Genomic DNA, 16,536 nt, shown 5'->3' on the forward strand with positions numbered 1-16,536 from the left:
AAATAGGCTTTTCGAGGGTAATTCTTGTTTTAATTCTCCATGTACGCAGTCTTTAAAAGCCTCTATTTCGTTCCAAGACACGATTAAGAGTGGCTTTTAGGCTAAGTATAATTACTCATCGCGTAAGTGAGATGCTCCCTTAAGTTGTAATTTTCCCAGTTGCAGTTTTATTTGCATTTCCCAGACACTAGCAACGCTTAAAAATAAGCGATTATTTCGATCAAATAACAAATCTTGCCCGGTTAGTGATAGTTTTTCTGAGTTAATTGACCACCAAATAAAGCTATGGGTATCTAATAAAAGTTGCATGGGTTAAGTTGGCGGCAAGAGTTCATCGGTTAGGGGTTCGTTAAAGTCATCGCTGATCCAGCCTTGACCTTGATATAATCCCGCAATTCTACCTGTTGGGGTTATTTGGGTTTGATGGTGTTGATTGACTATAGATTCCAAAAAATCGAGAATTTCTTGTTGTTGTTGGACAGGTAATGTCTGAAGGGTTTGCAACAAAGGAGAATTGGTATCTAGGCCAGCATTGTTCATCACGATTTGATTTGAGGATTTTGGGGCAATACCTCAAGGATAGCATGGGTTTTCAGAGGTGAGGGGACAAGTTACGGATGCTGCGCTCGCACTACTGAAGTCGGATCGGGTTTCTCTGTCTCGTCTTCTGGGGATTGTTTATTCTGGTTCTGGGTTTTCTTTATAGAGATTGGGAGGGAAATGTAAAGATTTGTAAAATATTTATTAAATTGTAGCTTAGGATACAGTTTTTAGCGCGGTAGTGTGTATTGTTTTGCTGTCCGTTCTTGGCGTTGGGTTGGGCTGTTGTTTGACCTGAGATATGAGATTTGCGATCGCACTAGCTGACACGACTTATAATAATCTCTTTATCCTCAATCCCATCGGCAGGAATTTCCTGACTGCCAAGTTGTTGAAACTCCCCTAGTAACTGAAAAAAACGCTCAAATCCCTGCTTTTCATCGGGGCAATAGAGCAGGATAATTTTAGCCCAAGCATTAGATGTATGAAGATTGTATTTGTTTTCAACAAACTGATGAAACTCTTGATAGAATCTGATTTCTTCGGCTGTCGGTTCAATTCCTAACTCCCGTCTAGCAGTTTTATAACCCACTAAAAACATAAACAAATCCGACAGGGAAGGACGACCAATATACAGTCCAGGTCTAGCTTTAATCTTAGACAAAATCTCAAATAATCCGCCTTTTACTTCCATCTTTACCCTTCTCCTGCTTCAGTAATTATAAACTCTTCACTTTGGCAATGAAAATCTTTCAGCCAATCATCTCGTGTCATCCCTTGAGGAGACAGATTATCAAATACTCTTCCCCTTACTTCTACCCCATAATGTTTTCCATTGATCGTAATTGATTGATCATTCCCTATGCGATCGCTAATGATATAATCTTCGTCATGATAGCGCGTTTTCAGTTCGATCACTTTCCCCTCAATTTCGTTGTCTGTTAGCCACTGCATTACTGCTCTAGCACATTCATAACATTGATAAAGCTGGAATTGACTGACAATATTGCCAATTTCTTGATCAATTTGGGAATCGGTTAACTTAACCACTCTCTCACTCCAAAATGAAAGCTGGTATCCCTAGTCTATCAGCTGGTTGGTGCGAGGTAATCCTGTTTAATTTAGTTTGCGATCGAGTTGAGGATCAGTCAAGGGAGAAGGCAAAGGCGAATCCGACATACTGCGCCACAATATCTCACGGAATGAGGATAGTTCGCCTGAGAAGGAGTAAAAAAAACAGGGGAAAACACCTGAGACTCTTTGCTCTGTGAATCGCTAATCGGGGAAAGGAATGTAAAGATTTATTAAATTGTAGTTTTTAATACTTTTTTGACGGGGATAGTGTGTATGATTCTGTTGTCTGCCTTTGGGGTTGGGTGGGGCTGTTTAAGCGGTTGATTGATATAATGACAATGTATTTACCAAGCAGTCAAAAATGTTGCTGAAAATCATACAAATCGGCAATTCTCAAGGAATTACAATTCCTCAAGCGATTATGGAACAGTGCGAACTCACTGATGAAGTCGAAGCGATAGTCGAAGGTAAAAAAATTATTCTGAGTGCTAAAAAGAAGGTGAGAGAGGGGTGGACTGAATTATTTGATGACGAACCGCTCGAAGCAGAGTTACAGGATTGGTTAGGAGTGGAAAACGAGTTCGAGCAAGAAAATCAATGGTAGAAAGATTTGCTGTGGTTCTAGTGGAACTCGATCCGACTAGGGGTTCCGAACTGCAAAAAACCCGACCTTGTGTTATTGTTTCCCCTAGCGAGATTAATGCTCGGTTGAGAACAGTAGTCGTCGCTCCCATCACCAGCACAGTCAAAAAATACCCCACCAGAATCCCGATTGACCAAGAAAATGTGCGAGGTAGTATTGCCTTAGACCAAATTAGAGCGATCGACAAAACCCGAATCGTTGCTCAAATTAGCCGTCTTGACGAACAAATGGCAATGTTAGTAGCTGATCGCTTGGTTGAATTTTTTCACTACTAATTTTTTTTTGGATTATAGTTCGCAAAGAGGGAATATCTCAATCTTCCCCTGTGAATCGCTAATCGGGGAAAGGAATATAAAGATTTATTAAATTGTAGCTTTTGATACAGTTGTGGGGGGGGGAGTGTGTATTGTTTTATTGTCCGCCTTAGACTTTATCGAATTTCAAAAAACAATGATTATTGCTAAACAGCTTTTTGCCTTAACCACTTGTGCTACATTTATTGGAATTTTAGTAAATATTGAGCCAAGTCTTGCTTTCAAAAGTTCATTAAGAATTAAGAATGAAAAAGATGATCTTGTAACAGTTGATGTGAGAGGAACTGTGCAAACAATAAGTGGAGAGTTAGATTTAGGCTCAATTTATCCTTTTCCTGTGGTAATAGCTCCAGGGGATGAGTCACATATTAGATTTAATGTTCCAGATTACTTAACAGATCTTCATTATATTATTGATGATCCTGGAGTTATTTCAGAAACAGCATTTGGATTTGTCGGTGGTTCTAGTGGCTCGTTTTTTCTTGAAAATTACATCAATAGTAGTCTTTCTAACTTAGCAATTATAAATAGCAACGAGTTTTTGGCTCCATTACTATTTAGTTCAGGTCGCTCAACAAACTTATTCATAGGAATTGATCTAAATCAATGGATTCCATCACTAACCCAATTTCAAGCTGGTGATTCATTTAACTTTGTAAATGGAATATCGTCAAGCTTACCTGGTGTTATCGTCGGTACTACGCCAGTAAGCTTTTCTTCTTCAGTAGGCTGGTTTACAGCGAATCCTTATACTGGCTCTGGATTTGTAATAGCTGCATCTGATGGAGATACTATCCCCGAACCTTCCTCAACCCTCGGTTTCCTCGCTCTCGGTACTCTCGGTGCAGCTTCAACCGTGAAGCGCAAACTAAAACCCTCCAAATCTACCGAAAAAGAAACCACAAAAGTAGGCTAAATTGCTTCTAAAAATACCATGAATGCCCCTTCATTTAGTCAGTTGAGGGGGTATTTTTGGCATAACTCTCTCAATTCCCATGATTTTAAGGAGGATGGTTTATCTTGCAAGCCGAGAGCTGCTACAATCTAAGATGACTGGTTATAGATGCTTTCAAGATGACTAAAACAGCAGAAACCCTCAAAATAGAACTTGCTCAACTTTCTGTGCAAGATCGCGCTGAACTGGCTTACTTTCTCATCCATTCCTTAGATGAAGGTGTAGATGACAATGTTTTAGATGCTTGGGATAGAGAATTAACTCAAAGATTAGCCGAAATTTGTGCTGGAACAGCCAAGGGTGAACCATCGGATAAAGTATTATTGGAATTACGAGAGAAATATTCGTGAAACCTGTTATTATTCACAGTGAAGCAAGACGAGAACTTGACAATGCTATTCAATATTATGAGAAGCAAAAGATAGGATTAGGGCTAGATTTACTATCTGAAATTGAACAAGCTCTCGAAAAAATTAAAATTAACCCTAATCTGGGAACAGACCATACTATCGAAGGGATGCACCGTTATCTCATTCGCCGTTTTCCTTACATCATCTTTTATGTAGAATTTGAAGCATCTATTTGGGTGGTTGCGATCGCACATGGAAAACGTAAACCTGATTACTGGAAAAAGCGAAATTTAGAATAATCGAGATACTCAAACCTAAACTAAAACCCTCCAAATTTACCGAAAAAGAAACCACAAAAGCCAGCTAAATTGCCCACTAAAATACCAAAAATGCCCCTTCATTCAGTTAGTTGAGGGGGTGTTTTTTTGCCCGTTGCACCAGAGCGACTTTAAAACAAGTTTCTTCAACTTTTTCAGGGGTAATGGCGATCGCTATCAGTACAATCAAAAAAACCCCAAAATCTGAATCGCTAGTCGAGGAATGCAAAGATTTGTTAAATTGTAGCTTTTGATACTTTTGTGGGGGGGGGGAGTGTGTATCCTTCTGTTGTCTGCCTTTGGGGTTGGGTTGGGCTGTTGCTTGATCTGACGATATGAGATTTGCGATCCTACTACAAACTTTTTAGAACATGAAAACAACTCAATTATTAAAGCCATATCACCTTTTTGCTACTGTGGTAACAATTGCTATTACAGTACCTGCGTTAGAAGTTTTTGCCTTACCTAGTAGATTTCTACCAAATGCACAGCCTGGTGTAACGCCTGATATAAACAATCCTAGTACCTTTATTCATTCGTATGGACAAATGATGCCCACAATGTTTGATCAAAATGTCCAAAGTTCAGTAGGACAATGCGGAACAATTAAATTCGACTATAATACGTACTCCGATAATCCAGGAGGCAACGTTTCAGGTGGTGCAGCACTAGCGGGAGGTTTTTTTCTTGACAGTCGTAGATGTATGGTACTCGACGGGTTTCAATTGCATTGGGTACAAACGGTTATAGCGACAGAAACGGCTGCCGGAGTTGCAGACTGGATGCTTCCCCCGATGAACGCGGGATGGTTTCCTGATGCTCCACCTGAAGATCCAACTTATAGTGGTGAGGGTCTTTTACCAGGGGTCAACCCACCTAACCCACCGGGAAATCCTACTGTAGCTTTCTCAGATTTACCCAATCGAAGTTTTGCTGGCGGAAATGAAAGTGTTCTATTCGAACTTGGCCTAGTTGCTATTTCTAATACGGCGAATATTGAAATGATGGGGATGATGTTTAAAGAGGTTAGAGTGATCGATACATTTCTTTGGGGTTTTGATATTAATTCTGTAGCTCCCTTTGATGTTCAGGATGTAGTAGCTTTTCCGCCTATATCATGGGGGGATCCTACAGCAACTTTTTTAAATACTTTAAATGAGTTTTATGATGGAATGGGTGGAGGTGATCCAAATGCTACACCTCCAAACTCAATGCCTCCCAAAAAGAGCGAAAAGTTTAAATTCTTCAACAACGATATGGCTTTCAAACTCCTTCCTCGGAATCGTATTCCTGAACCCACCTCTCCCCTTAGCCTCCTCGCCCTCGGCACTCTCGGCGCAGCTTCAACCCTCAAACGCAAACTAAAACCCTCTCAATCCACCGAAAAAGAAACCACAAAAGTAGGCTAAATTGCTTCTAAAATATGACAAACGCCCCTTCATTCAGTCAGTTGAGGGGGTATTTATATCGTATTTTTATGTTATCTTGAGGGGATTTATACCGCTTTGCGGAAGGCAAAAGTCTTATACCATAAGCCTTTCATGTTCCTAATTTTTACAATCCAAATCAATCATTAATGTTACCAGTGTAAAATAATTAAAAAATAAGTCCACATCCCTATAACTTTGACAACTTTACTCTTCTGGAATAAACTGATAAACCAAACGATGCTGACATAACAAATTAAACCTTTAGCCAAGCAAAAATATCCACTGCTGATATTGACCAACCTTCTAATCCTTTAATCACTGCTAAAGGCTCATTATTTCCTTCAGTTGCAATATGTACTTTCGGTAATCCTGTTTGAAAAACGGTGACTGACTTGGCTGAAGGATCAATCAACCAACCTAATTCTGTTCCTTGTTGTAAACAGAAAATAATCTTTTCCATCCCTAAGGTAACAGATTGTTCAGGAGACATAATTTCAATAATCCAATCGGGATAACGTAAAAATTGATCAGCCATTTCTCCATCTAGATCTCTTGGCAAATTCTCCCAACGAATCACCGCAATATCTGGCACAATTGAACGTTCTGCAAAAGTACAACGCAATTCAGGTAGAGCATAAGCTAATTTTTGAGGTTTAGTCTGTTGATTAATGGCAGAGGCTAACTCAAATTGTAAGATGCTGTGTTTTCCTTTGGCCATAGGTTTTTGAGTGACAATTCCATGATAATATTCCCTCGCAGGCTTAGTTTCTGGAAGGGCAAGAAATACTTCGAGGGAAAGGACTTGTTTATCTTCTATTGTGGTAAACATTGATTGATTTCTCGGATATTGAGTTGTTTTCTATGATAAGCTCCTGACTCCTTACTCTCAGGTAAGTTTTTGATTTTTACCATAAGTCCAATCTAAAAATACGGGTTTTTCTTTAAGCTCTAGCACAAAAAATTTGATTAGCAGTGAGGTTTAACTCTGGAAAAATCCCTGAAATAAGACGTTGATCCTGTTTAAATAAATTACCTTGATATTCTCCATCGATTAATTGATAGATAGAAATGGTGGGTTCTTTGGGGCTGCCGATATATCGGGCCGAACCTTTGGCTAAATAATCGATAATCCAATATTCGGCAATTCCTAATTGTTCGTAGTCGTCGAATTTTTTCAGATAATCATCTCGCCAATTGGAACTGACAATTTCAATAATTAATTTAGCTGATGTTGCCAGAGAAATTGAGGAAGCGGTTTCCCAATAGGGATCGTTAACTAGATTTTCTCTGTCTAAGACAATAATATCGGGTAGATAACCTGTATGGGGGCGAAGGGGTTTTACTGCCGCAGTATTGGGGATAAAATAGGGCAATTGCCGTCTTCTAATCTCCAATCCTAACTCGATGGTCATAAAACCGCCAATTTCTTCGTGTTTTCCGATCGGTCGCATCATGGCCAATAATTTTCCTGCGATTAATTCGTATTGTTGTCCATCATCGGGATATTGATTGATATAGTCATCAAAAGTCAACAATTGGGGGATGGTTTGGGTTGTGGTCATGGCAGTTAGGGGGAATAAGAGAGATGATTTTTCTAGATTCTAACTCGATTAACGACGTTGCCACCAAGTCAATCCAGCTAGGGTAAATCCTACTAAAGGCATCACTACCATCGCTATCCAAAAAATAGCGTTAGCTTGCAGGGGATTTAAATTAATTCTTCTATTTTCTGGTTCCTTGGCCCGGATAGATAAGGTGGCTGTTTCACCACTGGCTAACCACTGCACAGAATTTAAAAATATATCTCCGTTTAACTGTTGTTCAAACAGTCCATCGCTGGCAAAGCTGGCATTACCAATCACGATTAATTTACCTTTTTTTCCCGTCAGGGCAACTCCTAGATCAAAGGGGCCAGCTAAATCTTTTTCAGGGTTAAACTGGAGATTCTGATCATTTAAATCACTCTCAGCCCACATTTTATCATTAGTAATCATTAAAGATATGGCTTCGATTCCTTCCACGGGAACGGTAGCGATGGGACGAGCAAAGGGAAAGATAGAAATACCGTTAGCAAAATCGCGAGTAATGGGATGATTGCCGTAATTGGTAATAATGGGACTAGCCGGTCCTAGTCCGATAATTTCCCCGGCACCGGAAGCATCAATAATAATCCGATTATCTAGTTTCACACCCCAAGCGGTTAATAAGGGTTCTAATCCGGTTTCGGTTTGAGGGTCAATCAGTAATAAAATTTTGCCCCCTTGCTCAAGATAGTTTTTTAAAGCGGTGACTTCCTGGGGAAATATTTTTCTTTTGGGACTGGCAATAATAATGACATCGGCATTATTGGGAATGGTGGAACGTTCCACTAGATTAAGTGGTTCTACTTGATAACCTTTTGCTTCTAAACTATTGACTGCTTGCCCTAAACCCCCTTGAGGTTCTTTGATGGCATTTTCTCCATGACCTTGCAGAAAGTAAGCGGTTAAAGTGCGATCGGTTTTAGCGGTTTCGATGGCGTTACTCAGTTTCGCTTCGGTGAGACTTTCCTCTTCACTAATAGTTTTCAGGGGTTGTTTTTTTTCACCATACTGTAGATAGACTCTAGACAGATTATCATTGGCTAGTTTTTTAAATTCTTGGACAATATTGGGTTTTTTCTCCGGGTTAACTATCTCGTACTGAAATTGGGGATTTTTGCGTTGATAATTGGCTAAAAGTTCCTGTTCGTTGGCACTGATTCCCCGGGTTGAAAAAATCCAGACTTTGACAGGTTTTGACAGATTGGTTAATAGTCTTTCGGTTTGGGGGGATAAACTAAAGATTTGGTTTTCGGTTAAATCAACTCGATAGGGATAACGGAGGGCAAGAAAGTTAATTAAACCGATAACACCGAGGACAATAATAGTAGTAATGAGGGTTTGAGTGCCGGTGCGGGTACTTCTTTTTTGCCAAAAGTCTTTGGAAGTGATTACTAATAACAACAGCCACCCTAGAAACAGAATAGCCCCGGCAATTAATAACCCCAGAGAGAGGGATGACCATTGACCGGAGATTAACCCCACGGTTAAGCCAGCACTACCCAGAAATAGGGCGGGTATATAGAGAAATTTACTGTATTTTTGCCAGGATATCATAGTTAGTTTCTTTGATAACGGTCCGCTTCGATCGCTTGAGTAGTTAGGAAGATTCCCAGCAGAATATAACTGAGGAGGATGACTAAACTACTACTGTCAAAAATTCCCCGCACGAAATTGTTAAAGGGTTGATACCAAGATAGATGGGAGAGCAATTCTTTTAGGAAAAATCCGATCTGTTCTCCCACTTCTCCTCCGATGCGATCTCGAAAGAAGGTTTCGGCATTGTTAGCAATTACATCCAGTATCCAGATAAATAAGATGGTGATAAAGGTGATGATGTAAGCCAGGATAGAACTATTGGTGAGGGATGAGATAAACATCCCAATGGCTAGGATGGCCGCTGCCAGTAAAATTAATCCTAGATGAGCTAGTAAAATACTGGCTATATTCACCGGGGGAACTGCGGCACTAAAAACTACTATTTCGTAAATCCAGAGGGGGGTAATCATCACGGTAAAAAAGGCCAGCACTCCCAATAATTTACCGATGGCTATACTCCAATTGGTCAGGGGGGAAGTGGCTAAAAGTTCTAGGGTTCCCTGTTTTTTTTCCTCTGCGTATAATCCCATAGACAGGGCTGGCAAAATTACCAACAATAAAGAGGATAAAATCATGCCGATGAAAGTGGTCATAAATTCAGATACCACATCTCTGGCTACCAGAAATCCCGATTGTTCCTGGATACTAATATCGAGAATAATTCCGTAGAGAAGGGAGTTAAAGAAAAATCCCGCTACTAACCAAAATATCCCCATAATGATATAGGCATTGGCGGCGGTAAAATAGCTTTGAAATTCCTTGCGAAAAATCGCCCAGATATTATTGATCATGCCTCTCCTCCTGGTGGTTACTTTCCCCGCTGCCAATTACTTCCAGAAAGATATCTTCTAGGGTTTTACGGGTGCGACGCATTTCTAATAGGTTATAACCATTGTTGACAACTATTCTAGCAAGTTCTGCCCCTAGGTTTGTTCCCACTTGACCAACAATTTTGAGCAGGTTATCGCCGACTTTTGCCGCTTGCTCGACTTGCGGCAGTTGTTGAAGGATTTCTAGCAGGGAATCCCTATCACCCTCGATCTCAATTTCATAACTGGAACCGGCAGGGGTAGCGGTAGTAATATTATTGGCCACGATGCGACCCCGATTAATAATTGTCGCTCGATCGCAGGTAATACTCACTTCTGGCAAAATATGAGTGGAGAGAATAATTGTATGTTCTCCCGCTAAACTTTTAATCAGATTTCTCACCTCGATAATCTGTTTCGGATCCAATCCTACTGTCGGTTCATCTAAAATAATTACCGGTGGATCGTGTATGATCGCTTGGGCAATTCCCACACGCTGTTTATAACCCTTGGATAACTTGCGGATAATAACTTTTCTTTTTTCTAGTAACTGACATTTGCCTAACACTAAATCTACCCGCGCTTTTCTATCCCCCGATGAGATGCCTTTAATCCGTGCCACAAAATCGAGAAAACTTTCCACGGTCATCTCTGGATACAAGGGGGGATTTTCGGGAAGATAACCAATGCGACGACGCACTTCTAAGGATTGTTGATGCACGTCGTATCCTGCTATCCTTGCTGTTCCCGTCGTGGCGGGAATATAACCGGATAAAATCCTCATAGTCGTGGTTTTTCCCGCTCCATTTGGTCCTAAAAAACCGAGAATTTCTCCTTTTTCTACGGTAAAATCCACGTCACTGATTGCCGCAGTAGAACCATAAATTTTACTCAGATGTTCGACTTCAATCATAAGCTTTATCAGTTATCAGTTATCAGTTATCAGTTATCAGTTATCAGTTATCAGTCAATAGTGTTAAGTGACAAGTTCGGAGCTTTCTTTTAACTCGACGGAATCTAAAACCTAATTTGTTAAGCTAGAAGATTTTATGGACTTAGTTTCTAACCTTCTTTTTGGGTAGGAGAATTGCCAGATTCTTTCTTTTGCCTCTTGCCTCTTGCCTCTTGCCTACTGCTCACTGATAACTGATTTTTCCCAGACTATGATCCCGATTAATTTCTACCACTAGATGCGCTTGTTTGAGCAGGGGTGGGAGAAATAATTGCGGATGTAAACTTTTCCAAAAATACTTGACAAATTCCTCGATTTCTGATGGGTTCATACCTCCTTTTGCTTCGGCCGCCTGTCGCCATTGTAAACTGTAACGGTAGTCAAGGGGATAAAGAATAAGTAAGCGATCGATTTTTGACCACAGGGGTAGATATTCTCGCAATCTTTGATTATTATCCCTGGCGAATTGTCGGTCTTCTTCGCTATTAATCGGATCGGGGGCATGATCAAAGACTGTTTCTTCTACTGGATTCATGCCCACAAACCAACCCTCGAAAAAAAGAATATCAACTCGTTCCACTTGTTCCGCTGCAATTCTATCTCCTTGTCCTCGATGCAGGGACTTGTCAAAACGCGGGATTAAAATCGGACTTTCTTGCTGACAAACCTGTTCTAAAACTTTAATTCCTAATGCTATATCATGAGTACCCGGTGGACCACGCCAGCGCAATCTTTCATCCTTTTGACGCAATTTTATTCGCTCATTATAGGTCTTATAAATATCATCTAAAGAGAGATTATTTACTTTTAAATCAAAATAGGCTAAAATAATCGACATTATAGATGTTAGGGTGGTCTTCCCCGTGCCTTGGGGAGCCAAAATGCCTTGAATCAACGGTTTTGCGTGGCTGCGTAGCTCTAGCACCCAGGGAATCCAGAAGCGCCAACAGCTGATCAAAATCTGATTTGGCTGATTTATCCCTAACTCCTGACATTTTTGCCAGACTCGCGGCCAGAGAATCGTTAATAGTTCCGCCCTTTCCTGTAGGATGAGAGGGTTAGTCTGGTGAAAATTTAAGGATTCGATCTCTAGTAATTCTGCTAAATCCGCCTCAGTTAAGGGATTTTTGTCGATTAATCCCTGTAAAATCGTCAAAATCTTCATAGCTGTTATATCAGAATTAGCAAAAAAACTGTCCCGATGATTCAGGAATAATTATCTGGGGTTAGCCACCCATACCAGTGGATTAATCCCGCTCAAGATTCTTTTGAGAGTGTTTTTTAGGGTTATTTGCCCAAAAATGAAGGGTTTGCAGGCAGGCACGGATTCCCATTATATATATAAGTATATGTCAAGTCCCGTTTTTGGTCAAGGGGTTTGGTCAAAAATCTCTAGCTTTGTCTCCAGTTTCCCAATCGGTTAGACTAAGAATTATTCACATTACTTAACAAAACAGCCGATGAATACAGCTGCCCTGACGATAAAGCAAAATTGGCAATGGCAAGGACATTCGATACACTATGTGCAAGCGGGTACTAGAGTTGCGGGAAAACCCCCGTTACTATTAGTCCACGGTTTTGGCGCTTCCACCGACCATTGGCGAAAAAATGTGCAAGGTTTAGCCTCAGAATGGGAGGTATGGGCGATCGATCTGCTAGGATTTGGTAGATCAGCTAAACCGGATATTGTCTATAGTGGCAATCTTTGGCAGCAACAATTAAATGATTTTATCAAGGAAGTTGTGGGCCAACCGACGGTTTTAGCGGGTAATTCTCTGGGGGGTTACGCTTCTCTCTGTGTAGCTGCTAATCATTCCGAGAATGTTCGGGGATTAATTCTCCTCAATAGTGCCGGTCCCTTTAGCGATACAGAAAGCAATCGTCAGCCTAATTTAGCACAAAAATTACTGCGATCGATCTTGCTGCAACCCTGGTCCAGTTATCTCTTATTTCTCTATACCCGTCAACCAAAAACTATCCGCAAAACCCTAGAGAAAGTATATCTCGATCGCAGTGCCATTACCGAGCAGTTAATAGAAGATATCCGTCGTCCTTCCCTGGATGCGGGAGCAGCCAAAGTTTTTGCTTCTGTGTTTAAATCTCCCCGGGGGGAAAATGTGGATATTCTCCTGCAAAAGTTAAGCTGTCCCCTGTTGATGTTATGGGGTGAGGGGGACCCTTGGATGAATACTAGGGAACGCGGGGCCAAATTCCGTCAATACTATCCTTCTCTGACAGAATATTATCTAACTGCCGGTCATTGTCCTCACGATGAAATTCCCACAGAGGTTAACCGGTTGATTAGTGATTGGTTGAAAAGCTTATAGGTAGTTAGGGACTGGTTATCAGGTTTTTATTTTTTTGACGCTTATTTGACCTGAAAAAAGAGGGTTTGCAGGCAGGCACGGATTTCCATTCTATATATAAGTATCTGTCAAGTGCGGGGATTTGTCAAGGGTTTTTTTGAGAAAATCTGCCGGAATTTCAGGGGAGAAAATCGGAATCGAGGATTTGTTCGGGACTATAGGGGCAGCTTTCGGCAAAGATAGCGGCCGGTAATTGGCTTTTTTGTCGGACTCGCTTCACTGCTTTGGGGTAAATAACGGCGATTCTGGTTAGAAAATAGTTATAAAGGGTTTTCGACTCCAATAAAAGTTCTAATTCCACCCGAAAGTTACCGATTTCGTCCTGCCATTCCCGCGCACATCTTTCTCGTTCCTCCGGCCAGTATTGGTAGAGAAGCAGATGAATGAGCAATTGTAGGAGATAACTATCTACTTTATGTCTCTGTTCGTTCCCCAATGCTTCGATTTCTTCTCCGAGATGTTCCCAATCTAATACATCTGTCTGTTTTTGTCGCAGTTGTTTGGCCGTTTCTTCTAACCAAGCAAGATAGTCTTGTTCGTATAAGTCTTTAGTTGTCATACCCTATCCCCTTTAGTGCTGGTCAGGTATCAGGTTTTTATTTTTTTGACGCTTATCTAACCTGAAAAAAGAGGGTTCGCAGGCAGGCACGGATTCCCATTATATATATAAGTATCTGTCAAGGGCGGGGATTTGTCAAGGGTTTTTTTGAGGAAATCTGCCGGAATTTGGCCGGTAGGATAAGAGATTGTTTCACCTTTGCCTGTGGGCTACAATAAGCAGATGAGCAAGAGGATAGGATTACAGGAGTTTTGACAATGCGGTTACTACGGGTTCAAGTTCCTGACTTTCGAGTGTTAAAGAATATTGATCTTAGTTTCGAGAAAGACTTTTTTCCCCAGATATTCCCTATCGGTAGTCAAAATGGCGGTGGCAAAAGTACCCTTCTACAATTAATTTTTATCCTGCTTCATTGTTCTGGTGATCCAGAAAAAATAGAATATGTGGTAAATTTACTCCATCGATGTCAACTAGAAGATGAGTTAGACCAGAAAACCCTGGCTATTTTTGAAATTCTAACCGACAATCGGGAAGAAGTAAAACTAGATTTTTTTATTTGCAGAGATGCTTATGTAAAACAATTTGTATCTGATCTTGACGGACAAAAAGAAGATTTGGATACTGTTAACGTTGATGATTTTAAAATATCTGATTTTGAAAAATTAAAGGGTACTGAACAAAAAATCGACGAGCTAAAAGACAAACGTGACAAACTTGAAAGTATTCAAGAAAAATTTACAAGATTATTGAGACTAAACAGTAGAACAGAAAGAGAAAATTTAACTCAAAGATTGTTTGACCGGGAAGAACGCGAGTTTTTATTTGATCTACTCATTAAAAAACTGTCAGAGAAGAGAATACCATATTCAAATAATTACTCAACAGGTGATTTAGAGATAAGGCAAAAGTATATTCAAGATGAACTACGAGTAATGAGTAATGAAATAGACTCTTATTCTGATGACTATAAATCATTACTTAGAAGAATAAAAGTAATTAAAAATATTTTGGAAAGAAATAGCTTAATATATCTTTGTCGAGCCAAAAAACAGAAGAATGAAGAGATATTTTTGTTGTGTAAGTTTAGTCAAGCCACCCAAGAAGAATTTCAATTATTAATGAAAGAATTATCCTCAAAAATATTTTTAGCCGCACCTTCAACGCAAGTTTTTATCTTTTTACCTAAAGCTACTAACAAGAGTCTTTTTCAGATAAATCAAGGGAATCCAGACTCTAGTAACTATTATTTAGCCATGGCAGATATTAAAAAGAAACTTAGCAACTTATTTACCTACGATTTTCTGCCAGTTGAGCTATTGATTAATTACTTTATCATGGCTCGTGATCAAGATTTTGCCCAAGCTATAGAAACTGGTGAATATGGAAATAATTATCAACTAAGACGACAAAACTTAAATTCAATTTTATCCGACAAAGAAATTAATTTAGATAAAGATATATCGGGGATTACCTTTAAATTCAAAGGAGACACAAACGGAGAAGAATTATATCCAGAGGATTTGAGTCATGGGGAACTGAAGCGATTAAGTATCTATCTGTGGCTAAAGTATCGTAGGATAAAAGATGCGATTGTCTTGATGGATGAAATTGAGATTGCTCTCCATCCCGACTGGCAATATAAAATTATTGAGGACTTGCAGGAATGGGAACCTAGCAATCAATATATCTTAGCCACTCATTCCTATGAACTCTGTCAAGCTTTAACTCCCGCTCATGTTAAAGAGATAGAACCAAAACTATTGAAATAAAGATGGAGAAACTAACCCATGAGTCTTAGGGAAACGGAACTTTTAGAACATTGTCAATTTATTCTGGCAAACCGTCAAATTCGTAATAAATTTGTCATCCTCTGTGAAGGGGAAATCAAAAAAACTGCCAGCAGGTTATCTCCTCAATCCTATCGAGCTATGGAAGATTTTCCCGATGCTAATTTTTATAAAGCTTGTGTTCCTAGGGATTGGAGACAACAGATACCGACTTTTTTTAACTGTGGTGATAGAAATGATGTTTTAAATACTTACTTTAATCTTTTGCGTTTGCATGAAGAGAACCCAGAAGCTTCTTATTTAAATCCCCAGCAACTGTTCGCTATCGTCGATTTGGACTTACAAAAGAAAGATTTAAAAGATTTAGATGATTCCTACCCATTTAAGGATTTAGAGGAAATTTTTGAGGACTTATATGAAAAATCACTGATTAAAGTCAATCGGGTTAGACAGCATAGAATTTGGGTGACGGGATTGATTCATAAAGAGTCCTATTTTATTTTCCCCGATATTCAATCAATTCTTAGCGAACATTCGGCTGTTTATCAAAATTCCGCTGCTAGGCTAGAAAAGATTTATCTTGATATGGCAGATAAAATTAAGGATGATGCGGACTTAAAAAATAATTTTTCCAGAGTTAAAGGGAGAATCTCTCATTGTCAAAACCTAGAACTATCGGAAGTGGACAAATTACAGCTATCTTGGCAAGAACAATATCAAGTTAGCAACGACAATAGCCAATCGGAATTAGTGCTGGCTCTGTTGACTATCAAAAAAGCGAAGCAATATTGGTTAGAAGTTGAACCTCCAGAGGACTATACATCACCCCCAGAAAGATATAGAGAACAACTGGCACTACAAATAGGAAGATTTTATGCTCACAATAGCGATAATCCAAGCTGCCATATTTCCCATCTCCTAAAACTGCTGAAGCTAGAACTCAACCCCAGGGAGCAGGAATAAATTTAATCGCATTATTTGACCTAAAAAAAGAGGGTTCGCAGGCAGGCACGGATTCCCATTATATATATAAGTATCTGTCAAGTGCGGGGATTTGTCAAGGGTTTTTTTGAAAAAATCTGCCGGAATTTGGCCGGTAGGATAAGAGATTGTTTCACCTTTGCCTGTGAGCTACAATAAGCAGATGAGCAAGAGGATAGGATTACAGGAGTTTTGACAATGCGGTTACTACGGGTTCAAGTTCCTGACTTTCGAGTGTTAAAGAATATTGATCTTAGTTTCGAGAAAGACTTTTTTCCCC

The 16,536-nt window shown here is 39.8% G+C and carries 19 protein-coding genes and 1 pseudogene; 9 read left to right on the forward strand and 11 right to left on the reverse strand.

What is annotated here, in order from left to right; genetic code table 11:
- Nucleotides 1-111: 111 nt before the first annotated feature.
- From IM477_RS02550 to IM477_RS02565, 4 genes are all read right to left on the reverse strand, one after another.
- Nucleotides 112-309, reverse strand: coding sequence for a type II toxin-antitoxin system VapC family toxin (locus IM477_RS02550; RefSeq protein WP_287730429.1), 198 nt, complete (start codon nucleotides 307-309; stop codon nucleotides 112-114).
- 3 nt (nucleotides 310-312) lie between these two features.
- Nucleotides 313-540 (reverse strand): DUF2281 domain-containing protein, encoded by a 228-nt coding sequence (locus tag IM477_RS02555; RefSeq protein WP_002784946.1) that lies wholly within the window; start codon nucleotides 538-540, stop codon nucleotides 313-315.
- A gap of 319 nt (nucleotides 541-859) precedes the next feature.
- Nucleotides 860-1,234: a hypothetical protein gene (locus IM477_RS02560; RefSeq protein WP_061431090.1), complete on the reverse strand. Its 375-nt coding sequence runs from the start codon at nucleotides 1,232-1,234 to the stop codon at nucleotides 860-862.
- 2 nt (nucleotides 1,235-1,236) lie between these two features.
- Nucleotides 1,237-1,590: a papain fold toxin domain-containing protein gene (locus IM477_RS02565; protein ID WP_002798426.1), complete on the reverse strand. Its 354-nt coding sequence runs from the start codon at nucleotides 1,588-1,590 to the stop codon at nucleotides 1,237-1,239.
- A gap of 385 nt (nucleotides 1,591-1,975) precedes the next feature.
- Between IM477_RS02565 and IM477_RS02570 the strand changes: the two genes are divergently transcribed.
- From IM477_RS02570 to IM477_RS02595, 6 genes and pseudogenes are all read left to right on the forward strand, one after another.
- A complete protein-coding gene (locus IM477_RS02570) occupies nucleotides 1,976-2,218 on the forward strand; it encodes an AbrB/MazE/SpoVT family DNA-binding domain-containing protein (RefSeq protein ID WP_190723626.1) in 243 nt (80 codons plus the stop codon).
- A complete protein-coding gene (locus IM477_RS02575; protein ID WP_002784949.1) occupies nucleotides 2,212-2,532 on the forward strand; it encodes a type II toxin-antitoxin system PemK/MazF family toxin in 321 nt (106 codons plus the stop codon). The genes IM477_RS02570 and IM477_RS02575 overlap by 7 nt, the downstream gene beginning before the upstream one ends.
- A 139-nt stretch (nucleotides 2,533-2,671) precedes the next feature.
- The gene (locus IM477_RS02580; RefSeq protein ID WP_287730430.1) at nucleotides 2,672-3,487 is read left to right on the forward strand and encodes a PEP-CTERM sorting domain-containing protein; all 816 of its coding nucleotides are present in this window, start codon (nucleotides 2,672-2,674) and stop codon (nucleotides 3,485-3,487) included.
- A 158-nt stretch (nucleotides 3,488-3,645) separates the two neighbouring features.
- Nucleotides 3,646-3,876, forward strand: coding sequence for an addiction module protein (locus IM477_RS02585; protein ID WP_287730431.1), 231 nt, complete (start codon nucleotides 3,646-3,648; stop codon nucleotides 3,874-3,876).
- Nucleotides 3,873-4,175, forward strand: coding sequence for a type II toxin-antitoxin system RelE/ParE family toxin (locus tag IM477_RS02590; RefSeq protein WP_287730432.1), 303 nt, complete (start codon nucleotides 3,873-3,875; stop codon nucleotides 4,173-4,175). The genes IM477_RS02585 and IM477_RS02590 overlap by 4 nt, the downstream gene beginning before the upstream one ends.
- A 1,304-nt stretch (nucleotides 4,176-5,479) precedes the next feature.
- Nucleotides 5,480-5,602: pseudogene (locus IM477_RS02595) on the forward strand (PEP-CTERM sorting domain-containing protein); the annotation flags it as partial.
- A 274-nt stretch (nucleotides 5,603-5,876) separates the two neighbouring features.
- Here IM477_RS02595 and IM477_RS02600 read toward each other — a convergent pair.
- From IM477_RS02600 to IM477_RS02625, 6 genes are all read right to left on the reverse strand, one after another.
- Nucleotides 5,877-6,452, reverse strand: a complete 576-nt coding sequence (locus tag IM477_RS02600; protein WP_079208956.1) for a Uma2 family endonuclease — start codon at nucleotides 6,450-6,452, stop codon at nucleotides 5,877-5,879.
- Nucleotides 6,453-6,564: 112 nt separating this feature from the next.
- Entirely contained in the window at nucleotides 6,565-7,185 is a 621-nt protein-coding gene (locus IM477_RS02605; RefSeq protein ID WP_079208955.1) for a Uma2 family endonuclease, read from the reverse strand.
- A 48-nt stretch (nucleotides 7,186-7,233) separates the two neighbouring features.
- Nucleotides 7,234-8,760, reverse strand: a complete 1,527-nt coding sequence (locus IM477_RS02610) for a GldG family protein (protein ID WP_287730433.1) — start codon at nucleotides 8,758-8,760, stop codon at nucleotides 7,234-7,236.
- Nucleotides 8,761-8,762: 2 nt separating this feature from the next.
- A complete protein-coding gene (locus tag IM477_RS02615) occupies nucleotides 8,763-9,593 on the reverse strand; it encodes an ABC transporter permease (RefSeq protein ID WP_287730434.1) in 831 nt (276 codons plus the stop codon).
- Entirely contained in the window at nucleotides 9,583-10,524 is a 942-nt protein-coding gene (locus IM477_RS02620; RefSeq protein ID WP_287730435.1) for an ABC transporter ATP-binding protein, read from the reverse strand. The genes IM477_RS02615 and IM477_RS02620 overlap by 11 nt, the downstream gene beginning before the upstream one ends.
- A gap of 223 nt (nucleotides 10,525-10,747) precedes the next feature.
- Complete coding sequence (locus tag IM477_RS02625; protein WP_287730436.1) at nucleotides 10,748-11,728, reverse strand: ABC transporter ATP-binding protein; 981 nt, start codon at nucleotides 11,726-11,728, stop codon at nucleotides 10,748-10,750.
- Between the two features lie 295 nt (nucleotides 11,729-12,023).
- Between IM477_RS02625 and IM477_RS02630 the strand changes: the two genes are divergently transcribed.
- Nucleotides 12,024-12,890, forward strand: coding sequence for an alpha/beta fold hydrolase (locus IM477_RS02630; protein WP_287730437.1), 867 nt, complete (start codon nucleotides 12,024-12,026; stop codon nucleotides 12,888-12,890).
- 157 nt (nucleotides 12,891-13,047) lie between these two features.
- Here the strand turns inward: IM477_RS02630 and IM477_RS02635 are convergent, their stop codons facing one another.
- Entirely contained in the window at nucleotides 13,048-13,488 is a 441-nt protein-coding gene (locus IM477_RS02635) for a DUF29 domain-containing protein (protein ID WP_287730438.1), read from the reverse strand.
- 293 nt (nucleotides 13,489-13,781) lie between these two features.
- Between IM477_RS02635 and IM477_RS02640 the strand changes: the two genes are divergently transcribed.
- Together IM477_RS02640 and IM477_RS02645 are read left to right on the forward strand one after the other, a co-directional pair.
- Nucleotides 13,782-15,257 carry an AAA family ATPase gene (locus IM477_RS02640; RefSeq protein WP_502866529.1) on the forward strand — a complete coding sequence of 492 codons (1,476 nt, stop codon included), beginning with the start codon at nucleotides 13,782-13,784 and terminating at the stop codon, nucleotides 15,255-15,257.
- An 18-nt stretch (nucleotides 15,258-15,275) separates the two neighbouring features.
- Entirely contained in the window at nucleotides 15,276-16,238 is a 963-nt protein-coding gene (locus IM477_RS02645; RefSeq protein ID WP_287730440.1) for a hypothetical protein, read from the forward strand.
- Nucleotides 16,239-16,536 lie beyond the last annotated feature (298 nt).

The sequence above is a fragment of the Microcystis sp. M090S1 genome (genome assembly GCF_020246295.1).
GTDB lineage: Bacteria > Cyanobacteriota > Cyanobacteriia > Cyanobacteriales > Microcystaceae > Microcystis > Microcystis aeruginosa.